Origin of the sequence: Streptantibioticus silvisoli (assembly GCF_027947535.2) — a bacterium.
Classification (GTDB): Bacteria; Actinomycetota; Actinomycetes; order Streptomycetales; family Streptomycetaceae; genus Streptantibioticus_C; species Streptantibioticus_C silvisoli.
In genome coordinates this window covers 16119-35384 of sequence record NZ_JAAGKO020000066.1, presented here as the reverse complement: position 1 = coordinate 35384, position 19266 = coordinate 16119, and the positions used below count along the sequence as shown (strand labels likewise).

Here is a 19266-nt window from a genome sequence, read left to right as displayed (position 1 = left end):
CCGCACCCCCATACCCCCGTCGCCCCGGCGGACGGCCGCACCCCCGGCCTCCGATACGCTGGTCACATGTCCGAACCGACCGGTGCCGCCCGCCGTCGCGGCCCCTTCCAGGTCGGGGACCAGGTCCAGCTCACCGACCCCAAGGGACGCCACCACACCTTCACGCTCGAAGCCGGGAAGAACTTCCACACCCACAAGGGTGCGTTCCCGCACGACGAGCTGATCGGTGCTCCCGAAGGCACTGTTGTGCGTACCACGGGGAACGTCGCGTATCTCGCGCTGCGTCCCCTGCTCCCCGACTACGTCCTGTCCATGCCCCGCGGTGCCGCCGTGGTCTACCCCAAGGACGCGGGGCAGATCCTGTCGATGGCCGACATCTTCCCCGGCGCCCGCGTCGTCGAGGCGGGGGTGGGGTCCGGCTCGCTCAGCTGCTTCCTGCTGCGCGCCCTCGGCGACCAGGGCATGCTGCACAGCTACGAGCGGCGCCCCGACTTCGCCCAGATCGCCGCGGACAACGTGCGGCGCTACTTCGGCGAGGAGCACCCCGCCTGGCAGCTGACCGTCGGCGACCTCCAGGACAACCTGTCCGACACCGACGTCGACCGGGTCATCCTCGACATGCTCGCCCCCTGGGAGTGCCTGGACGCCGTCTCCAAGGCCCTGGTGCCCGGCGGCATGCTGTGCGCGTACGTGGCCACCACCACCCAGATGGCCCGCACCGTCGAGGCCATCCGCGAGCAGGGTTCGTTCAACGAGCCGTCCGCCTGGGAGACCATGGTGCGCACCTGGCACGTCGAGGGCCTCGCCGTCCGCCCGGACCACCGCATGATCGGCCACACCGGCTTCCTGCTCACCGCCCGGCGCCTCGCCGACGGTGTCGAGCCGCCGCTGCGCCGCCGCCGGCCGTCCAAGGGCTCCTACGGCGACGACTACGCCGGCTACGGTGACGGCCGCACCCCGGCCCAGAAGGTCGCCGCCGCCCGGGCCGCCGCCGAGGCCCACGGGGTCACCGACACCGCCGGGACCGACAGCGCCCCCCGGGAACCCGAAGGCGTCAGCGAGCCGTCCGACGCCGTCGAGGCGTTCGGAGGCGTGACCGAGGCGCTCGAGGGCGTCACCGAAGCGGACGTGGCGGAGCCGGGCGACGGCGCCGGGACCACCGAGCCGTAACCTCCCGGGCGCCGCCACCGCGGACCGCCCGCCCTGTCAACGTGACGGCCCCGCCGCCGAGTTCCGCACCGGAGCCGGCGGCGGGGCCGTCGCGCCGCCCGGTCCACCCGGTGCGGTCGCCCGCTGTGACGTGTGGCACGATGCAGGCCGGACCCGGAGCGCCTCGCGCGCCGCCCGGGAGCGCGGCCGCCGGTGCGTCCGCCGTCCGGTGCGGCCGGTTCCGTGCGGCCCCTCGTTCCTCCCCGTCGGCCCTCTTCTCCAGGAGACAGGCGCGTGCAGCCCTCGGCAGGCCCGGACCACCCCCACACGCGTGCCCAGACGGTGCACTGGCTCGCCACCGGCGTGGGGATCGCCGCGGTCGTGGTGGCCTTCTCGCTCGCCCGGCCGCCCGGCGCCGCCGCGTCCTCCGACGCCTCGGGCCAGGACCTGCCGAACGCCACCGCGGTGCGCTACCCGGTCGACTGCGCCGGCGGACCGGTGGACGTCGTGGGCCGCGAGGCGGTCGACATGGACGCCGACGGCCGCACCGAGCTGGTGGCCGAGGTCCGCTGCCACACCGAGACCGGCACTCCGCCCAGCGGGCTGTACGTGCTCCAGCCCGGACCCTGGCCCGGTGACCGGCCGCGCATCGTGGCGACGCTGCTGAGCCCCACCAGCAAGTACAGCCTCACCGGGCTGACGTCGGACGGCCGCACGGTGACGGCCGCCGTCCACGGCTACTCCTCCGACAAGATCCCGCGCTGCTGCCCGGACCTGGAACGCCAGTACAGCTGGATCTGGCGCGACGGCCGCTTCCTCGCGCAGGCCGGCCCGCACAGCGGCGACGTCTGACATAAGGGTTTTTTCCGGCGCGGCCGGTGCCGGCCGCTGGGGCCGCGGAGGCGCCCGAGGCGGGTGGGACGGATGTGCACCGCCCGCGGCGGGTGTCCGGAAACGATCGGGGCCGGCCGGAACCCGTCCCCGGGGGCGTTCGCCTACGGCATAACCCGTCCCGGGCGCCCGGGACGCAGGCACCGAAGCCGTGGGCCCCGATCCGCCAGGCACCGCAGCAGGGCGCCCCGGGTCAGGAGGCGTCGGGGCCGTGCACCTCGACGCGGTCGCGGACCCGGCGTACGTGGATGCAGTCGCCCGGGCACTCCTTGGCGGAATCCACGATGTCGTTCAGCAGGATCGGCGGCACCGGGACGGTGGCCCCGGGCTCGGCCCGCAGCTCGTCGTCGTCGCCCTTGACGTAGGCCAGGCCGTCGACGTCCAGCTCGAAGACCTCGGGCGCGTACTGGGCGCAGATCCCGTCGCCGGTGCACAGGTCCTGGTCGATCCAGACCTCAAGGGCCTCGTCCGCCGCCTCGCTCACGCCTACCTCGCTGGTTCGGTGTTCTTCGGTGTTCTTCGGTGTTCTTCGCTGTCTCGTCGGTGTTCGGCCGGCTGCCCGGGGTCCCCCGCCGCCGTCCGCCACCCGCCGCGGACCCGGGTGGAGCAGGCCCCGGGGGGCCGCGCCGCGGTGCTCCGGGCGCCGGGAATAACCGTTCCTGGCGGGTGTTGACCAAACTGACGATACAACCGGTCGCTTTCCCATGCGGTTCGCTGGGTATCTCCCCCAGCGGGGGGCGCGCGCAAGGGTGAAGATCGGACAGACCCCGACCGGGTTTGTGATCTAGGGGTTTCAACCTGCACCGGCCCAGGTAGGGTCTGAAAGCGTCCAGCTCCCCCTGGAGGAGGTGAGGACCGTGGCAGCCCACGACGACGACATCAACCGTGGCGACCGGCCCGCACGGGGTTCGGAGGACCCCGCGAGCCAGGTGGCCTTTCTTGAGCAGGAGATCGCCGTCCTGCGACGCAAGCTCGCCGACTCTCCGCGTCACACGAGAATTCTCGAGGAGCGGATCGTCGAGCTGCAGAGCAACCTGTCCGGCGTTTCCACGCACAACGAGCGGCTCGCCAACACCCTGCGCGAGGCCCGCGACCAGATCGTGGCCCTCAAGGAGGAGGTCGACCGGCTGGCACAGCCGCCAGCCGGTTTCGGCGTCTTCCTGCAGGCGAACGAGGACGACACCGCCGACATCTTCACCGGCGGTCGCAAGCTGCGGGTGAACGTCAGCCCGTCGGTCGAACTGTCCGAACTGCGGCGTGGCCAGGAGGTCATGCTCAACGAGGCGCTCAACGTCGTCGAGGCGATGACCTTCGAGCGCGTCGGGGACATCGTCACCCTCAAGGAGATCCTGGAGGGCGGCGACCGCGCGCTGGTGGTGGGCCACACCGACGAGGAACGGGTGGTCCGGCTCGCCGAACCGCTGCTCGACATCAGCATCCGGGCCGGCGACGCCCTGCTGCTCGACCCGCGCTCGGGCTACGTCTACGAGGTCGTGCCCAAGAGCGAGGTCGAGGAGCTGGTCCTCGAAGAGGTCCCGGACATCGACTACGAGCGGATCGGCGGCCTGCGGGGCCAGATCGAGTCGATCCGGGACGCGGTCGAGCTGCCGTACCTGCATCCCGACCTGTTCAAGGAGCACGAACTGCGGCCGCCGAAGGGCGTGCTGCTGTACGGTCCGCCCGGCTGCGGCAAGACGCTCATCGCCAAGGCCGTCGCCAACTCCCTTGCCAAGAAGGTCGCCGAGGTCACCGGCCGGCCGGCGGGCAAGAGCTACTTCCTCAACATCAAGGGCCCCGAGCTGCTCAACAAGTACGTCGGTGAGACCGAGCGGCACATCCGCCTGGTCTTCCAGCGGGCCCGGGAGAAGGCCAGCGAGGGCACGCCGGTCATCGTCTTCTTCGACGAGATGGAGTCGCTGTTCCGCACCCGCGGCTCCGGTGTCAGCTCGGACGTGGAGAACACCATCGTCCCGCAGCTGCTCGCCGAGATCGACGGCGTGGAGGGGCTGGAGAACGTCATCGTGATCGGCGCCTCCAACCGCGAGGACATGATCGACCCGGCGATCCTGCGGCCCGGCCGCCTCGACGTGAAGATCAAGATCGAGCGTCCGGACGCCGAGGCCGCCAAGGACATCTTCTCCAAGTACCTCACCGCCAGCCTGCCGCTGCACAAGGACGACCGGGCGGAGCACGGGGAGTCGCGGGAGGCGACCGTCGGCGCGATGATCCAGTCGGTCGTCGAGCGGATGTACGCCGAGTCCGAGGAGAACCGCTTCCTGGAGGTCACCTACGCCAACGGTGACAAGGAGGTCCTGTACTTCAAGGACTTCAACTCCGGCGCCATGATCCAGAACATCGTGGACCGGGCCAAGAAGATGGCGATCAAGGACTTCCTCGACCACGACCAGAAGGGCCTGCGGGTCGCCCACCTGCTGTCCGCCTGCGTGGACGAGTTCAAGGAGAACGAGGACCTGCCCAACACCACCAACCCGGACGACTGGGCCCGCATCTCCGGCAAGAAGGGCGAGCGGATCGTCTTCATCCGCACGCTCGTCACCGGCAAGCAGGGCGCCGACACCGGTCGCTCGATCGACACCGTGGCCAACACCGGGCAGTACCTGTAACACCTCACCCGGCCGTGGGTACCGACCCCGGTACCCGCGGCCGGACCTGCTTTCCGGGGTCCCGCACCGAGCCGAGGAGTGAACGCCGTGCACGACGCCCACGCGACGAGCCGCCGCCGGCACCCATTCCGCTCTACGCTCGGCGGTACCGCGCCACGCGCAAGGAGGGCCGTATGACCGTACGGCGAGTAATGGGGATCGAGACGGAGTACGGGATCTCCGTCGCCGGGCACCCCAATGCCAACGCCATGCTCACCTCGTCCCAGATCGTGAACGCCTACGCGGCGGCGATGCACCGGGCGCGGCGGGCCCGGTGGGACTTCGAGGAGGAGAACCCACTGCGCGACGCCAGGGGCTTCGACCTGGCCCGGGACACCGCGGACTCCAGCCAGCTCACCGACGAGGACATCGGCCTGGCCAACGTCATCCTCACCAACGGCGCCCGCCTCTACGTCGACCACGCACACCCCGAGTACAGCTCGCCCGAGGTGACCAACCCGCGCGACGCCGTGCTGTGGGACAAGGCCGGCGAGCGGATCATGGCCGAGGCCGCCGAGCTGGCCGCCCAGGTCCCCGGCACCCAGCCGATCCACCTGTACAAGAACAACACCGACAACAAGGGCGCCTCCTACGGCACCCACGAGAACTACCTGATGAAGCGGGAGACGGCGTTCTCCGACATCGTCCGGCACCTGACCCCGTTCTTCGTCTCGCGCCAGGTGGTGTGCGGCGCCGGCCGGGTGGGCCTGGGGCAGGACGGCGGCGAGGACGGCTTCCAGATCAGCCAGCGCGCCGACTACTTCGAGGTCGAGGTCGGCCTGGAGACCACTCTCAAGCGCCCGATCATCAACACCCGCGACGAGCCGCACTCCGACGCGGAGAAGTACCGCAGGCTGCACGTCATCATCGGTGACGCCAACCTGTCGGAGATCTCCACCTACCTCAAGCTCGGCACCACCGCCCTGGTGCTGTCGATGATCGAGGACGGCTTCATCGCGGTGGACCTCGCCGTCGACCAGCCGGTGCGCACCCTGCACCAGGTCTCGCACGACCCGGACCTGAAGCACCTGGTCAGGCTGCGCAGCGGCCGCCGGCTGACCGCGGTGCAGTTGCAGATGGAGTACTACGAGCTGGCCAGGAAGTACGTCGAGGACCGGTACGGCACCGACGCGGACGAGCAGACCAAGGACGTGCTGGCCCGCTGGGAGGACGTGCTGGGCCGGCTGGAGACCGATCCGATGAGCCTGTCCGGCGAGCTGGACTGGCTGGCCAAGCGGGAACTGCTGGAGGGCTACCGCCGCCGCGACGCCCTCGGCTGGGACGCCGCCCGGCTGCACCTGGTCGACCTCCAGTACGCCGACGTACGCCCCGACAAGGGCCTGTACAACCGGCTGGCGGCCCGCGGGCGCATGAAGCGGCTGCTGGACGAGCGCGAGGTCGCCCGGGCGCGTGACAAGCCTCCGGAGGACACCCGCGCCTACTTCCGCGGCCGCTGCCTGGAGCAGTACGCCGACGACGTGGCGGCGGCCTCCTGGGACTCGGTGATCTTCGACGTCCCCGGCCACGACTCGTTGCAGCGGGTCCCGACCATGGAACCGCTGCGCGGCACCAAGGAGCACGTCGAGAGCCTGCTGGACCGGTGCCGCACGGCCGAGGAACTGGTCCGGGTGCTGTCCGGGGGCTGAAAGGGCCTCCGGGAGGGAATCATCCCGGTGGCTCCCGGGCGCGGAAGGGGGCGGGCGGTCGCCAGGACCCGGCGGCCGTTCCGGCGGCAGGGCCGATGTCGCAGCCGCCTTGTAGGGTCTGATCTTGTAGGACATGCAACCGAGCGGGGTGAGGGGCACATGGCTACCAACGACACCGGCGGGCAGCAGCGGGCGACGCGTTCCACCGAGGAGACCGAGGAGACCGAGCCGGAGGCACAGTCCTCCGAGGAGCTCAAGGAGCGCCAGGAGAAGCTCTCCGACGACGTGGACTCCGTCCTGGACGAGATCGACGACGTCCTGGAGGAGAACGCCGAGGACTTCGTGCGCAGTTTCGTCCAGAAGGGCGGGGAGTAACTCCCGCCCTGCCGTTCGCCGGTGCCCGCGGCGATCGCCGCGGGCACCGGCGGATGAGTCACGCGGCCAGGGGTATGGTCCGTGCAGTGATCACCTGTGATGATCAGTGACCGAGGTTCCGGCCGGTCCCGCCGGAGGGATGGAAGTCGGCCGGTCAGTCTCCGTGGACTTTGTGGACTTTCGTGGAAGGACAACGTGTGGAAGCCAACACTCGTAGCACCGGGCGTCTGCCGGCCGCCTTCCTGACGCCCGGCTCGTCGTCGTTCCTGGACTTCCTGGGCTCGCACGCGCCCGAGGTACTGCCGGGGGGCCGCCCGCTTCCGGTGGTGCAGGGCGCGGTGGAACTGCCGCACGGCACCACCATCGTCGCCGCGACCTTCCCCGGCGGCGTGGTGCTCGCCGGTGACCGGCGCGCCACCATGGGCAACGTCATCGCCCAGCGCGACATCGAGAAGGTCTTCCCGGCCGACGAGTACTCCGCGGTCGGCATCGCCGGCACCGCGGGGCTCGCCATCGAGATGGTCAAGCTCTTCCAGCTGGAGCTGGAGCACTACGAGAAGATCGAGGGCGCCACGCTGTCGCTGGAGGGCAAGGCCAACCGGCTGTCCACCATGATCCGCGGCAACCTCGGCATGGCCATGCAGGGCCTGGCCGTGGTCCCGGTCTTCGCCGGTTACGACACCGACCGCGGCCGCGGCCGGATCTTCTCCTACGACGTCACCGGCGGCCGCTCGGAGGAGCACGGCTACTCCGCCACCGGCTCCGGCTCGGTCTTCGCCCGCGGCTCGCTCAAGAAGCTCTACCGCCGCGACCTGAGCGAGGGCCAGACGGTCACCGCGGTCGTCCAGGCGCTGTACGACGCCGCCGACGACGACTCGGCCACCGGCGGTCCGGACCTGGCCCGGCGGATCTTCCCCATCATCACCGTCATCACCGAGGACGGCTTCCGCAGGCTGACGGAGGCCGAGGCGTCCGAGGTCGTCCGCGCCGTCCACGAGCGCCGCCAGGAGGAGCCCGACGGCCCGCGGGCCGGGGTCCTGTAAGGCGCCCCGCGCACATGACCGGGACATTCCGCCGGCGCCCGCCGGCCGGGCCAACCTCACCACTGACAGAAAGGGACGGATAACCGGTGTCGACGCCGTTCTACGTCTCACCCCAGCAGGCCATGGCGGACCGCGCCGAATACGCCCGCAAGGGCATCGCGCGCGGCCGCAGCGTCGTCGTGTTGCAGTACACCGACGGCATCCTCTTCGTCGCTGAGAACCCGTCCCGCGCGCTGCACAAGGTCAGCGAGATCTACGACCGCATCGCGTTCGCCGCCGTCGGCAAGTACAACGAGTTCGAGAACCTGCGCATCGGCGGCGTCCGCTACGCCGACCTGCGCGGCTACACCTACGACCGGCAGGACGTCACCGCGCGGGGGCTCGCCAACGTCTACGCGCAGACGCTGGGCACCATCTTCTCCAGCGTCGGCGAGAAGCCCTACGAGGTCGAACTCATCGTCGCCGAGGTCGGATCGGCGCCGGAGGAGGACCAGATCTACCGGCTGCCGCACGACGGTTCCATCGTCGACGAGCACGGCGCGGTGGCGGTCGGCGGCAACTCCGACCAGATCGGCACCTACCTCGACCAGCGGCACCGTGACGGTTTCACCCTCACCGAGGCGCTCAAGCTCGCCGTCGACTCCCTCGCCCGGGACAACAACGGTGGCGAACGGCGCCTGACCGCCGAGCAGTTGGAGGTTGCGGTGCTGGACCGCACCCGCCCCCAGCAGCGCAAGTTCCGCCGGGTGCTGGGCGCCCAGCTGACCCAGCTGCTGGAGGCCGGTGAGGACGCGGAGCCGTCGGCCGACGACGACGCCGCCGACACCGGCGCCGACGACAGCACCCCGGACGCCGGGTCGGAGAGCACCGACTCCGACGAGTGACCCGGCCCACACCCGGACCCGTCACGGCGACCGGCGGCGGACGCCGGCCCGGCACCCGTCGCGCCACCCCGGTGCCCGCCATCGCCCGCCCGTCCCGCCCGGGGCAGCGGCTGTCGCCCGTCCCGGACAGCACCGCCGCACCCGAATTCACGCCTTCGGGTGATGTTCCGCGCCGCCTGCGTCACCCGTTCGGACGTACCCCGGGGGCCGGGCCCGTGGAGCCGCGGACCACCAGCGACACCGGCAGTTCCGCCGACGGCGCCGGCTCACCGGCCAGTGCCGCCAGCAGCGCCCGCATGCCCGCGGCGCCCGCCTCGCCGGCCGGCAGCCGCACCGTCGTCAGCTCTGGATCGACCGCGGTGGCCAGCGACAGGTCGTCGAACCCGGTCACGCTCACGTCCTGCGGCACCCGTAGCCCCAGCCGCCGCACCGCCTTGCAGGCGCCGGCCGCCAGCAGGTCGTCGTCGCAGACCAGCGCGGTGGGACGCGGACCGGGGCCGGTCAGCGCCCGCACCGCCGCGTCCCGGCCGCGCGCCACGTCCAGCCCCGAGGTCTCCCGGACCGCCGAGCCGCCGGCCAGCGCGCCGACCTCCGCGTCGAAGACCTCCCGGCGCACCCGGAAGGTCCACGAGTCCACCGCCGCCGCCACGTGCGCGAACCGCCGGTGGCCGAGCCCGGCGAGGTGGCCGACGGCCAGCCGCATGCCGTGCGCCAGGTCCGGGTTGACGGTCGCCGCCGTCCCCGGCCCGCCCGGCTCGCTGTCCAGCATCACCAGCGGCAGCCCGCCCGCCCCCGGCCCGGCGGCGCCGCTGATCGCCCGCAGCGCCCCGGCCGCCATCGAGGAGGCGATCACCCCGTCCAGCGCCGCCCGGGCCGAGGGGAACGGGTCCCTGGCCGGTCCCACGCCCTCCGGCGACGGGTAGAGCACCAGGCCGAAGCCGTGCTCCGCCGCGACTCGCTCGGCGCCGGCGTAGACCCGCGCGAAGTACTCGTTGGTCAGCGCCGGCACCACCAGCAGCACGGTCCTGGCGGTGCCCAGCCGCAGCGAGCGGGCGGCCAGGTTGGGCCGGTACTCCAGCCGCTGCGCCGCCGCCCGCACCGCGCCGGCGGTCCGCTCCGAGACCCGCCCGCGCCACTTGTCGCCCAGCACCAGCGAGACGGTGGCCTGCGAGACCCCCGCGGCCCGCGCGACGTCCCGGGAGGTCACCCGGGCGCTTCCCGCCGTCACTCGTCCACGCCCGTTCGCCCCGTCCGTCCGCCGCCGATGACCGCCCGCCGCACTGGACCGGCGGGGCAGGGCCATGCTACGTATGACGCTCGAAGTTATACGTATTACTAACGCGGGCGCCGACCGAGCCGGCCGGGCCCCGGAAGCGGGGGAGACCCATGGCAGGCGGTTACGGCGAGCTGTTGCGCGCCCGGCACGCGATGCGGCTGCTGACCGGCACCCTGGTCGGCCGCCTGCCCAACGCCAGCGCCGCGCTGGCGGTGCTGCTGTTCACCCGGGCGCACGGCGGCTCCTACACGCTGGCCGGCGCCCTGGCGGCGGTCTACGGACTCGGCACCGCGATCGGCCAGCCCGCGCTGGGCCGGCTGGTCGACCGGGACGGGCAGTTCCGCGTCATGCTCGGCGGCGCGCTGGTGTGCGGCCTGGCGGCGCTGGGCTTCGCCCTGACCGGTCCGCGGCCGCTGTGGGCGTCCGCCGGGCTGATGGCGGTCGCCGGACTCGCCACGCCCCCGCTGGAGGGCGGCCTGCGCGCCCTGTGGCCCGGCGTGGTGGGCCGCCCGGACGACGACGGCGCCGACCCCGCGGCCGTACGGCGGGCCGAGGACCGGGTGCACGCCGCCTACGCCCTGGACGCCGCCGCCCAGGAGGTGATGTACGCCGTCGGCCCGCTGCTGGTCACCCTGACCGTCGCCGCCGCCTCCACCGCCTTCGTCCTGGTCGCGCTGGCCGTCGTCGGGGTGGCCGGCGCGCTGGTCGTGGTCACCGCGCCGCCCTCGCGCCACTGGCGGGCCGAACGCCGCGAGGCGCACTGGCTCGGCCCGCTGCGCTCCGCGGGCATCGGCGTGCTGCTGGGCTCGTTCTTCTTCGTCGGCGTGGCGCTCGGCTCGATCTCGGTGGCCGCGGTCGCCTACGCCGACGCGCACGGCGGCGGCCTGGTCTCCAGCTACCTGCTGTCCGCCCTCGGCGCCGGCGCGCTGGCCGGCGGCCTGGCCTACGGTGCCCGGCCGCGGACCGGGGACGCCGGGCGCCGGCTGCGCGTCCTGGTGGGGTGCCTGGCGCTCGCCTACTGGCCGCTGTCGCTGACCCCGGGGGTGGCCGCGATGACGGCGCTGGCGGCGCTGGCGGGCGTCTTCCTGGCGCCCTCGCTGGCCTGCGCCTTCGTGGTCGTCGACCGGCACGCCCCGGCCGGCACCGTCACCGAGGCGTTCTCCTGGCTCGTCACCGCCTTCGGGGTCGGCGCCTCGGCCGGCAACGCGCTGGCCGGACCGGTCGCGCAGTACGGCGGCGTCCCGGCCGGCTTCGCGGTGGCGGGGGCCGGCGGCACCGCGGCGCTCGCCGTCCTGCTGGCCGGCGGACGGGTGCTGACGACCCCGGCGGTGCGGCGAAGGAAGGAAAATGATCGAACCGGGGCCGCCGAACCCGGTTTCAGCGAGTCCCATCGGGCGTAATGTCTAGTCATGGACCGCCGCATTTTCGGGCTGGAGAACGAGTACGGCGTCACATGCACGTTCCGGGGACAGCGGCGTCTGTCGCCGGACGAGGTGGCGCGGTACCTCTTCCGCCGTGTCGTGTCATGGGGTCGCAGCAGCAACGTCTTCCTGAAGAACGGCGCCCGCCTGTATCTCGACGTGGGTTCGCACCCGGAGTACGCCACTCCGGAGTGCGACAACGTGACCGAGCTGGTCACCCACGACAAGGCCGGCGAACGCATTCTGGAAGGCCTGCTGGTCGATGCCGAGCGCAGGCTCCACGAGGAGGGGATCGCAGGCGACGTCTACCTGTTCAAGAACAACACCGATTCGGCCGGAAACTCCTACGGCTGCCACGAGAACTATCTGGTGGCCCGGCACGGGGAATTCTCCCGGCTGGCCGACATCCTCATTCCGTTCCTCGTCACCCGGCAATTGATCTGCGGCGCCGGCAAGGTGCTCCAGACCCCGCGTGGCGCCGTCTACTGCGTCAGCCAGCGGGCCGAGCACATCTGGGAGGGCGTCAGTTCCGCCACCACCAGGTCCCGGCCCATCATCAACACCAGGGACGAGCCGCACGCCGACGCCGAGCGCTACCGCAGGCTGCACGTCATCGTCGGTGACTCCAACATGTCGGAGACGACCATGCTGCTCAAGGTCGGCGCCACCGACCTGGTGCTGCGCATGATCGAGGCCGGCACCGTCATGCGCGACCTCACCCTGGAGAACCCGATCCGGGCCATCCGCGAGGTCAGCCACGACATCACCGGACAGCGCAAGGTCCGCCTCGCCAGCGGCCGGGAGGCCTCCGCCCTGGAGATCCAGGAGGAGTACTACTCCAAGGCCGTCGACTTCTGCGACCGGCGCGGCATCAACACCGGCGTCACCGCGCAGGTCCTCGAACTGTGGGGCCGCGCCCTGGAGTGCATCGGCTCCGGTGACCTGGACAAGATCGGCACCGAGATCGACTGGGTGATGAAGTACCAGCTGATCGAGCGTTACCGGCGCCGGGACAACATCACGATGTCGCACCCGCGCATCGCGCAGATAGACCTCGCCTACCACGACATCCACCGCCGCCGCGGCCTGTACTACCTGCTGGAGCGCAAGGGCCAGGCCAAGCGGATCGCCAACGACCTGAAGATCTTCGAGGCCAAGTCGGTGCCCCCGCAGACCACCCGGGCCCGGCTGCGCGGCGACTTCATCAAGCGCGCCCAGGAACAGCGCCGCGACTTCACCGTCGACTGGGTGCACCTGAAGCTCAACGACCAGGCACAGCGCACCGTGTTGTGCAAGGACCCCTTCCGGTCGGTCGACGACCGGGTCGAGAAGCTCATCGCCGGGATGTGACCCGGCGGGCGCCCCCGGGCGTCAACCTTGTGTGAGGCCGCGTACACGGGTCGTACGCGGCCTCACGCACGCCGTAGAGTGTCGCGACGCCAGAGAAGATCCCGAATCGAACCGAGGCATATCCGTGCGCCGTCGCTCAGCTCTCCTCGCCGTTCCCGCGCTCCTGCTGACCGCCGCGGGCTGCGGCAGCAAGAAGCAGTCCGACCCGGCATCGTCCGCCAGCCCGTCGGCCTCGCCCAGCTCCTCCGCGCCGCCGGTCAAGATCGTCAGCGGCCCGGTGCCCGCGATCACCGGGGGTACCAAGTTCGGCCAGAAGCCGGTCGTCGCCAAGGGCGCCGGCAAGCCCAGCACCGACCTCGCGGTCAAGACCGTCCTGCCCGGCAACGGCCCGGCGGTGGCCAGCGGCGACTACGTCGAGGTCAACTACCTCGGGCAGATCTACGAGACCGGCAAGGTCTTCGACAACTCCTACGACCGGCACGCCACCTTCACCACCCAGATCGGCACCGGCAAGGTCATCCCCGGCTGGGACAAGGGCCTGGTCGGTGCGAAGACCGGCAGCCGCGTCGAGCTGGCCATCCCGCCGGCCCTGGGCTACGGCGCCAAGGGCCAGCCGCCGACCATCCCGGCCAACTCCACCCTGGTGTTCGTCACCGACATCGTCGCGGTCTACAACGCGAGCAGCTCGGCCAAGGGCAAGGACATCCCGCAGACCGACGCCGCCCTGCCGAAGATCGGTACCAACACCGACGGCAAGGACGTCTCCATCACGGTGCCCAAGGGCAAGAAGGCGCCGACCAAGCTGGTCTCGGAGTACGTCATCGAGGGCGACGGCGCGGTGGTCAAGGCCAGCGACACGCTGCTGCTCCAGTACAAGGGCGTGGTCTGGGACACCGGCAAGGAGTTCGACGCCACCTACACCCGCAAGCAGCTGGCCGACTTCCCGCTGGCCCAGCTGATCAAGGGCTGGCAGCAGGGCCTGGCCGGCAAGAAGGTCGGCAGCCGCGTCATGCTCGTCGTCCCGCCGGCCCTGGGCTACGGCTCGGCCGGCAACCCGCAGGGCGGCATCAAGGGCACCGACACGCTGGTCTTCACCCTGGACATCATCTCCAAGGGCTGACCGGCACGCCCGGGCATCCCGGGGGGACGGGCCCGGCGTGTCCGGCCCGTCCCGCCGGTTTCTGAAAGACTGTCCGGGTTGCACACACCGCATCAAGGAGCACTGACGTGAGCATCGAAAAGCCCGAGATCGACTTCCCGGGCGGCGAGCCGCCGGCCGACCTGGAGATCAAGGACATCTGGGAGGGCGACGGTCCCGAGGCCAAGGCCGGCCAGAACGTCACCGTCCACTATGTCGGCGTGACCTTCAGCAGCGGCGAGGAGTTCGACTCCAGCTGGAACCGCGGACAGGGCTTCGGCTTCCCGCTGGGCGCCGGCCGGGTCATCAAGGGCTGGGACCAGGGCGTGCAGGGCATGAAGGTCGGCGGCCGCCGCCAGCTGACCATCCCCGCGCACCTCGCCTACGGCGACCAGAGCCCCACCCCGGCCATCCCGCCGGGCTCGACGCTGATCTTCGTGGTGGACCTGCTCGCCGTCTGAGCCCGCCCCCGCGTCACCCGACGGCCCCCGCCCGTGAGGCGGGGGCCGTTCGGCTTTTTGCCCTGGCCCGGCGGAGCGGTAGGTTCGACCGCGTAACAGCTGAACAGGAGGGGCGTCGATGGCCATCGCCAAGGCGGAACGGCTGATGAACCTGGCACTGTGCCTGATGAACACCCGCCGCCCGCTGAGCAAGCGCGAGTTGCGCGACTCCATCGAGGCGTACCGGGAGATCTCCTCCGCCGACGCCTTCAACCGGATGTTCGAGCGCGACAAGGACGATCTGCGCGAACTCGGCCTGGTCATCGAGATCGTGGACGCCCTCGACGGCGACACCGGCTACGTGGCCCGCCGCGACCGCAACCGGCTGCCGGAGATAGAGCTGGACGCCGAGGAGGCCGCCGCCCTGACGCTGGCCGCCCGGGTCTGGCAGCAGGCCCGGCTGGCCGGAGCCGCCAGCGGCGCCCTGCAGAAGCTGCGCGCCGCCGGCGTGCCGTTCGAGGAGGCCGGCTACGCCGACGCCGAATCCGGCCACTCCGTGATCGAGCCGCGCATCCCGGCGCACGAGCCGGCCTTCGAGCCGCTGATGCTCGCCGCCCGCGACCGCCGCCCGGTCTCGTTCGACTACCGCAAGGCCAACGCCGCCCGCCCCGAGGCCCGCGAGGTCGAGCCGTGGGCGCTGGAGTGCTGGCGCGGCCACTGGTACCTGGCCGGGTTCGACCGGGTCCGCGGCGCCGGGCGGGTCTTCCGGCTCAGCCGGATCACCGGCCGGGTCCGCACCCGGGCCGGCCGCTACACCGCCGAGGTCCCCGACCACGTCGACGTGCGGCAGACGGTGGAGAGCTGGGCCGGCGAGGGCGCCCGCGGCACCGCCCGCATCCGGCTGCGGCACGGCGCCGGCTACCCGCTGCGGGCCCGCGCGCTGTCCGCCGTCGCGGTGGACGGCGGGTGGGACGAGCTGGAGATCCCCTACGGCCACGGGCTGGACGCCTGGCTGGTGGAGTTCGGCCCGGACGCGCTCGTGCTGGAACCGGCCGATCTGCGGGCCGACGTGATCGACCGGCTGCGTGCCGTGGCGCACAGCGGCTGACGGGGGAGGAACGTCCATGGTGAACGCGATCGACCAGACCCGGCGCATGCTGTCGCTGGTGACCTATCTGCGCGAACGGCCCGGCGCCCGGGTCGGCGACGTCGCGCGCGCCTTCGGGGTGACCGAGGCGGAGCTGATCGGCGACCTCAACGTGCTGCCGATGTGCGGCACCAGCTTCCGCGGCGGTGACCTGCTCGACATCGACACCGACGGCGAGCACATCTGGTGGCACAACCCCGGCACCGCCGACCAGGTCACCGAGCCGCTGCGGCTGGCCGCCGACGAGGCCACCGCCCTGCTGGTGGCCGCCCGCGCGGTCGCCACCCTGCCGGGGCTGCGCGAGGGCGACCGCCAGGCGCTGCTGCGGGCCTGCGCCAAGCTGGAGGCCGCGGCCGGTGAGGCGGCCGGCGCCAGCGCCCGGCTGTCGGTGACCTTCGAGTCCGAGGGCAGCGTCTTCGCCGACGTCGACCGGGCCATCGCGGAGCGCCGGCGGCTGTGGATCCGCTACTACTCCCCGGCCCGCGACGAGCTGACCGAGCGCGAGGTGGACCCGATCCGGCTGTTCGCCGTCGGCCACACCTACTTCGAGGCCTGGTGCCGGCTGTCGGAGGACCGGCGGATGTTCCGGCTGGACCGGGTGGCCGAGATCAAGCTGCTCGACGCCCCGTCCGACCCGCCGCCGATCGAGCCGCGCGACCTGTCGGCCGGCCTGATCCAGACCAGCGGCGACGACCCCGAGGTGGTCGTCGAGGTCGGTCCCGGCGGCCGCTGGGTCGCCGAGTACTACCCGCACGACAGCGCCGAGGAACTGCCCGGCGGCGGCCTGCGCGTCACGCTGCGCACCCCCGACCCCGGATCGCTGCGCCGGCTGGCGCTGCGGCTGGGCGCCGACGGCCGGATCACCGAGCCGCGCGAGCTGGCCGACAGCGCCCGCCAGGCCGCCGTGAGCGCGCTCGCGGCCTACGGAGAGGTGTGAGGGCGCCGTGATGGTGACGTCCACCGTGGACAAGACGGTCTTCCGGGCCTCGTGCCCGCGTTGCCGGGCCAGCTTCGAACTGGCCGCGGACGCGTTCCTGCTGAAGATCGGCGCGACGGTCGCGACCACGTCCTACTCCTTCACCTGCCCCGACTGCGGCGAACCGGTCCGCAAGCCGGCCGGCGAGCGGATCGTGGAGCTGCTCACCGGCGGCGGGGTCCGCGTGCTGCGCCTTCAGGCCGTCGCCGAGGGCTGATCGGCCGCCGTCCGCCCGGCTCCCCGCCCGGGGCGGGCGGACACCGCGGGAGCACCGCCGGAGTCCGTGCGGCATCCGGCGGGGGCACGGGCCCCTGCCGTCCGGCGCGCACCGCAGGCGCTAGGCTCGCCCGCATGCTCTGGCTCATGCTGTGTACCGCCCTCGCCTTCTGCGGCATCGCCGTCCTGGGCGTGCTGGGCGTCCGCGTCTACCTGGAGACCGGCCGGCTGGCCCGGCAGATCGCGGCGAGTTCGCAGGCCCTGGGCACCGCCGCGGATCGCTTCCAGCGCACCGCGGAACCGCTGGCCGCCCGGGCCGGCGACCTGGCCCGCCGCTGACCGGCCCGGCCGGCCCGTGGTGATCTCCGGGGGCCGGGGGGATTGCCAGGGGCTCACCACTGCGCGTTACGATCGCATGCGTCCGTACCCGTACGTACGCCCGACCGGCCCGCTGCCCGGGTCCGCACCGCCGCACCAAGCCCTATCGGTACCCCCAAGCCGACGACGACGGCTGCCGCACGAGACGAGGAACGTGGGTTGGCCAAGACCGGCAAGATCAAGGACCCCGAGGGGCGGATGCCGCTCGCGGACCACCTGCGGGAGCTGCGCAACCGCCTGGTGAAGTCGCTGATCGGCGTCGCCGTGGTGTGCGTGGCGACGTTCGTGTACTACCACCCGATCATCAACTTCCTCGACCGGCCGCTCAACTCGATCCTGCACCAGTGCACCACCCTCCAGGGTCACACCGCGGCCGGCGCCGGCCAGCACTGCGCCGTGCTGACCCTCACCGGTCTGCTCGGCCCGTTCAGCGTGATCCTCAAGGTCGGCCTGACGCTCGGCATCGTGCTGTCCGCGCCCATCTGGCTCTACCAGCTGTGGGGCTTCCTCGCCCCCGGCCTGTACCAGAAGGAGAAGCGGTACGCGCTCGGCTTCATGGGCGCGGCCGTGCCGCTGTTCATCGGCGGCGCCGTGCTGGCGTACGTCATCCTGCCGACCACGGCCAAGGTGCTCATCGACCTGACGCCGGACAAGATCACCAACATCGTCCCGCTGGACACCTACCTCGACCTGCTGACCCGGCTCGTGCTGGTCTTCGGCTTCTCCTTCGAGGCGCCGCTGATCCTGGTCATGCTCAACTTCACCGGGGTCCTGACCGGCAAGCGGCTGCTGTCGTGGTGGCGGTGGATCATCATGGGGATCACGGTCTTCGCCGCGATCGCCACGCCCACCACCGACCCGCTGACGATGCTGGTGCTCGCCACACCGATCGCCCTGCTGTTCTTCGTGGCCATCGGCGTCGCCCTCCTGCACGACAAGCGCAAGGCCCGCAGGGCCGCCGCCGAGGAGACCGACCCCGACAAGGCGTCCGACCTCGACCTGACCCCCGAGGACCTGCCCGAGGTCGAACCGGTCACGACTCCGCCGTCGCTGTCCGACGGCGACGACGGCTTCGACGACGCGACCTGACGCGGGCCGGACGACAGCTGAAGAACCCACGGGAGCCCCGCGCCGGTGCGCGGGGCTCCCGCGTCGCGTCCCCGGCCCGACCGGCAACCGCCGGGGCAACGGCTGAAACCGGCCGCCGTTGCCTCGACCCGGCGGGAGCGGCCGGGATAGGGTCCCGCGATGACCAGCGAGATCACCCTCTTCGTCAACCCGACCGCCGGCCGCGGTCGCGGCGCCCACGCCGCCCAGCCCGCCGCGCGCGTCCTGCGTGAGGCGGGCTTCTCGGTACGCACCGTGGTGGGCGCCGACGCCGATGACGCCCTGGTCCGGGCCCGCGCCGCGGTCGCCGAGGGCACCGGCGCGCTCGTCGCGGTGGGCGGCGACGGCATGGTCTCGCTCGCCCTGCGCGCGGTGGCCGGCACCACCACCCCGCTCGGCGTCGTCGCGGTCGGCACCGGCAACGACTTCGCCCGCGCCACCGGCCTGCCGGTCCGCCACCCGGCCGCCGCCGGCGAACGGATCGCGCGGGCCCTGCTGGACCCGGCCGGCGGCCGCACGCTGGACCTGGGACGGGCCGGCGACCGGTGGTTCGCCACCGTGCTGGCCTCCGGCTTCGACTCCCGGGTCAACGACCGCGGCAACCGCATGACCTGGCCCACCGGCCGGCTGCGCTACGACCTGGCGATGCTCGCCGAACTGGCCGCGCTGCGCCCCATCACGTACCGCATGCGGCTCGACGACGGGGAGGAACGCGAGCTGGCGGCCACCTTGATAGCCGTCGGCAACAGCGCCTCCTACGGCGGCGGCATGCGCATCTGCCCCGGCGCCGCGCTGGACGACGGACTGCTGGACGTCACCGTGGTCGGCCCCTGCGACCGCGCGACCTTGCTACGGGTCTTCCCCCGCGTCTACCGCGGCACCCACACCGGCCACCACGTCGTCACCACCCACCGCGCCGCCCGCGTGTCGCTGGCCGCCGACGGGGTCAGCGCCTGGGCCGACGGCGAACGGGTCGGCCCGCTGCCGGTCACCGCCGAGGCGGTACCCGGCGCGGTCCGACTGCTCGGCTGACGCACGGGCCGGCTCGCGCCGGTGCCGGGTCGCCCACCGGCGCGGGCCCGTCCACCGGTGCCGTGCCGCCGCCGACGCGGGGTCGTCCACCGGTGCCGGGTCGCCCACCGGCGCGGGCCCGTCCACCGGTGCCG

The 19266-nt window shown here is 72.5% G+C and carries 17 protein-coding genes and 2 pseudogenes; 17 read left to right on the top strand and 2 right to left on the bottom strand.

The window, feature by feature from the left end; translation table 11 throughout:
* Positions 1-66 precede the first annotated feature (66 nt).
* Both POF43_RS30355 and POF43_RS30350 read left to right on the top strand, forming a co-directional pair.
* Positions 67-946: pseudogene (locus POF43_RS30355) on the top strand (tRNA (adenine-N1)-methyltransferase); the annotation flags it as partial.
* A 497-nt stretch (positions 947-1443) separates the two neighbouring features.
* A complete protein-coding gene (locus tag POF43_RS30350; RefSeq protein WP_271315824.1) occupies positions 1444-2001 on the top strand; it encodes a hypothetical protein in 558 nt (185 codons plus the stop codon).
* A gap of 232 nt (positions 2002-2233) precedes the next feature.
* On the opposite strand, the gene POF43_RS30345 is transcribed toward POF43_RS30350, so the two are convergent.
* Positions 2234-2524: a ferredoxin gene (locus POF43_RS30345; RefSeq protein WP_271315823.1), complete on the bottom strand. Its 291-nt coding sequence runs from the start codon at positions 2522-2524 to the stop codon at positions 2234-2236.
* Positions 2525-2897: 373 nt separating this feature from the next.
* Between POF43_RS30345 and arc the strand changes: the two genes are divergently transcribed.
* The 5 genes from arc (at position 2898) to prcA (ending at position 8651) form a co-directional block, all read left to right on the top strand.
* Complete coding sequence (arc, locus tag POF43_RS30340; protein WP_271315822.1) at positions 2898-4664, top strand: proteasome ATPase; 1767 nt, start codon at positions 2898-2900, stop codon at positions 4662-4664.
* Between the two features lie 173 nt (positions 4665-4837).
* Positions 4838-6349 carry a depupylase/deamidase Dop gene (gene dop, locus POF43_RS30335; RefSeq protein WP_271315821.1) on the top strand — a complete coding sequence of 504 codons (1512 nt, stop codon included), beginning with the start codon at positions 4838-4840 and terminating at the stop codon, positions 6347-6349.
* A gap of 159 nt (positions 6350-6508) precedes the next feature.
* On the top strand, positions 6509-6724 hold the full coding sequence (locus POF43_RS30330) for a ubiquitin-like protein Pup (RefSeq protein ID WP_271324184.1): 216 nt from the start codon (positions 6509-6511) through the stop codon (positions 6722-6724).
* Positions 6725-6921: 197 nt separating this feature from the next.
* Positions 6922-7767 (top strand): proteasome subunit beta, encoded by an 846-nt coding sequence (gene prcB, locus POF43_RS30325; RefSeq protein WP_271315819.1) that lies wholly within the window; start codon positions 6922-6924, stop codon positions 7765-7767.
* Between the two features lie 86 nt (positions 7768-7853).
* Positions 7854-8651, top strand: a complete 798-nt coding sequence (prcA, locus tag POF43_RS30320; RefSeq protein ID WP_271324183.1) for a proteasome subunit alpha — start codon at positions 7854-7856, stop codon at positions 8649-8651.
* A 181-nt stretch (positions 8652-8832) separates the two neighbouring features.
* Here the strand turns inward: prcA and POF43_RS30315 are convergent, their stop codons facing one another.
* The gene (locus POF43_RS30315; RefSeq protein WP_282699172.1) at positions 8833-9858 is read right to left on the bottom strand and encodes a LacI family DNA-binding transcriptional regulator; all 1026 of its coding nucleotides are present in this window, start codon (positions 9856-9858) and stop codon (positions 8833-8835) included.
* 167 nt (positions 9859-10025) lie between these two features.
* Here POF43_RS30315 and POF43_RS30310 point away from each other — a divergent pair.
* The 10 genes and pseudogenes from POF43_RS30310 to POF43_RS30265 all read left to right on the top strand — a co-directional run.
* A pseudogene (locus POF43_RS30310) lies at positions 10026-11327 on the top strand (MFS transporter); the annotation flags it as partial.
* 9 nt (positions 11328-11336) lie between these two features.
* Complete coding sequence (pafA, locus tag POF43_RS30305) at positions 11337-12698, top strand: Pup--protein ligase (protein WP_271313891.1); 1362 nt, start codon at positions 11337-11339, stop codon at positions 12696-12698.
* Between the two features lie 124 nt (positions 12699-12822).
* On the top strand, positions 12823-13818 hold the full coding sequence (locus tag POF43_RS30300) for an FKBP-type peptidyl-prolyl cis-trans isomerase (protein WP_271313890.1): 996 nt from the start codon (positions 12823-12825) through the stop codon (positions 13816-13818).
* A 107-nt stretch (positions 13819-13925) separates the two neighbouring features.
* Positions 13926-14297, top strand: a complete 372-nt coding sequence (locus POF43_RS30295) for an FKBP-type peptidyl-prolyl cis-trans isomerase (RefSeq protein WP_271313889.1) — start codon at positions 13926-13928, stop codon at positions 14295-14297.
* Positions 14298-14415: 118 nt separating this feature from the next.
* Positions 14416-15384 (top strand): helix-turn-helix transcriptional regulator, encoded by a 969-nt coding sequence (locus POF43_RS30290; RefSeq protein WP_271323297.1) that lies wholly within the window; start codon positions 14416-14418, stop codon positions 15382-15384.
* A gap of 16 nt (positions 15385-15400) precedes the next feature.
* Positions 15401-16360 carry a helix-turn-helix transcriptional regulator gene (locus POF43_RS30285; RefSeq protein WP_271313887.1) on the top strand — a complete coding sequence of 320 codons (960 nt, stop codon included), beginning with the start codon at positions 15401-15403 and terminating at the stop codon, positions 16358-16360.
* A gap of 10 nt (positions 16361-16370) precedes the next feature.
* Positions 16371-16616, top strand: a complete 246-nt coding sequence (locus tag POF43_RS30280; RefSeq protein WP_271313886.1) for a hypothetical protein — start codon at positions 16371-16373, stop codon at positions 16614-16616.
* 134 nt (positions 16617-16750) lie between these two features.
* Positions 16751-16954 (top strand): hypothetical protein, encoded by a 204-nt coding sequence (locus POF43_RS30275; protein WP_271313885.1) that lies wholly within the window; start codon positions 16751-16753, stop codon positions 16952-16954.
* A gap of 237 nt (positions 16955-17191) precedes the next feature.
* Entirely contained in the window at positions 17192-18082 is an 891-nt protein-coding gene (gene tatC / locus POF43_RS30270) for a twin-arginine translocase subunit TatC (protein WP_372516158.1), read from the top strand.
* Between the two features lie 159 nt (positions 18083-18241).
* The gene (locus POF43_RS30265) at positions 18242-19132 is read left to right on the top strand and encodes a diacylglycerol kinase (RefSeq protein WP_271323296.1); all 891 of its coding nucleotides are present in this window, start codon (positions 18242-18244) and stop codon (positions 19130-19132) included.
* Positions 19133-19266 lie beyond the last annotated feature (134 nt).

What these genes read in the sequence shown, in the direction of transcription:
- dop (WP_271315821.1), top strand. Translation starts at nt 4,838, where the DNA reads ATGACCGTACGGCGAGTAATGGGGATCGAGACGGAGTACGGGATCTCC.
- POF43_RS30330 (WP_271324184.1), top strand. Translation starts at nt 6,509, where the DNA reads ATGGCTACCAACGACACCGGCGGGCAGCAGCGGGCGACGCGTTCCACC.
- POF43_RS30290 (WP_271323297.1), top strand. Translation starts at nt 14,416, where the DNA reads ATGGCCATCGCCAAGGCGGAACGGCTGATGAACCTGGCACTGTGCCTG.
- POF43_RS30280 (WP_271313886.1), top strand. Translation starts at nt 16,371, where the DNA reads ATGGTGACGTCCACCGTGGACAAGACGGTCTTCCGGGCCTCGTGCCCG.
- POF43_RS30275 (WP_271313885.1), top strand. Translation starts at nt 16,751, where the DNA reads ATGCTCTGGCTCATGCTGTGTACCGCCCTCGCCTTCTGCGGCATCGCC.
- POF43_RS30265 (WP_271323296.1), top strand. Translation starts at nt 18,242, where the DNA reads ATGACCAGCGAGATCACCCTCTTCGTCAACCCGACCGCCGGCCGCGGT.
- tatC (WP_372516158.1), top strand. Translation starts at nt 17,192, where the DNA reads ATGCCGCTCGCGGACCACCTGCGGGAGCTGCGCAACCGCCTGGTGAAG.
- POF43_RS30285 (WP_271313887.1), top strand. Translation starts at nt 15,401, where the DNA reads ATGGTGAACGCGATCGACCAGACCCGGCGCATGCTGTCGCTGGTGACC.
- pafA (WP_271313891.1), top strand. Translation starts at nt 11,337, where the DNA reads ATGGACCGCCGCATTTTCGGGCTGGAGAACGAGTACGGCGTCACATGC.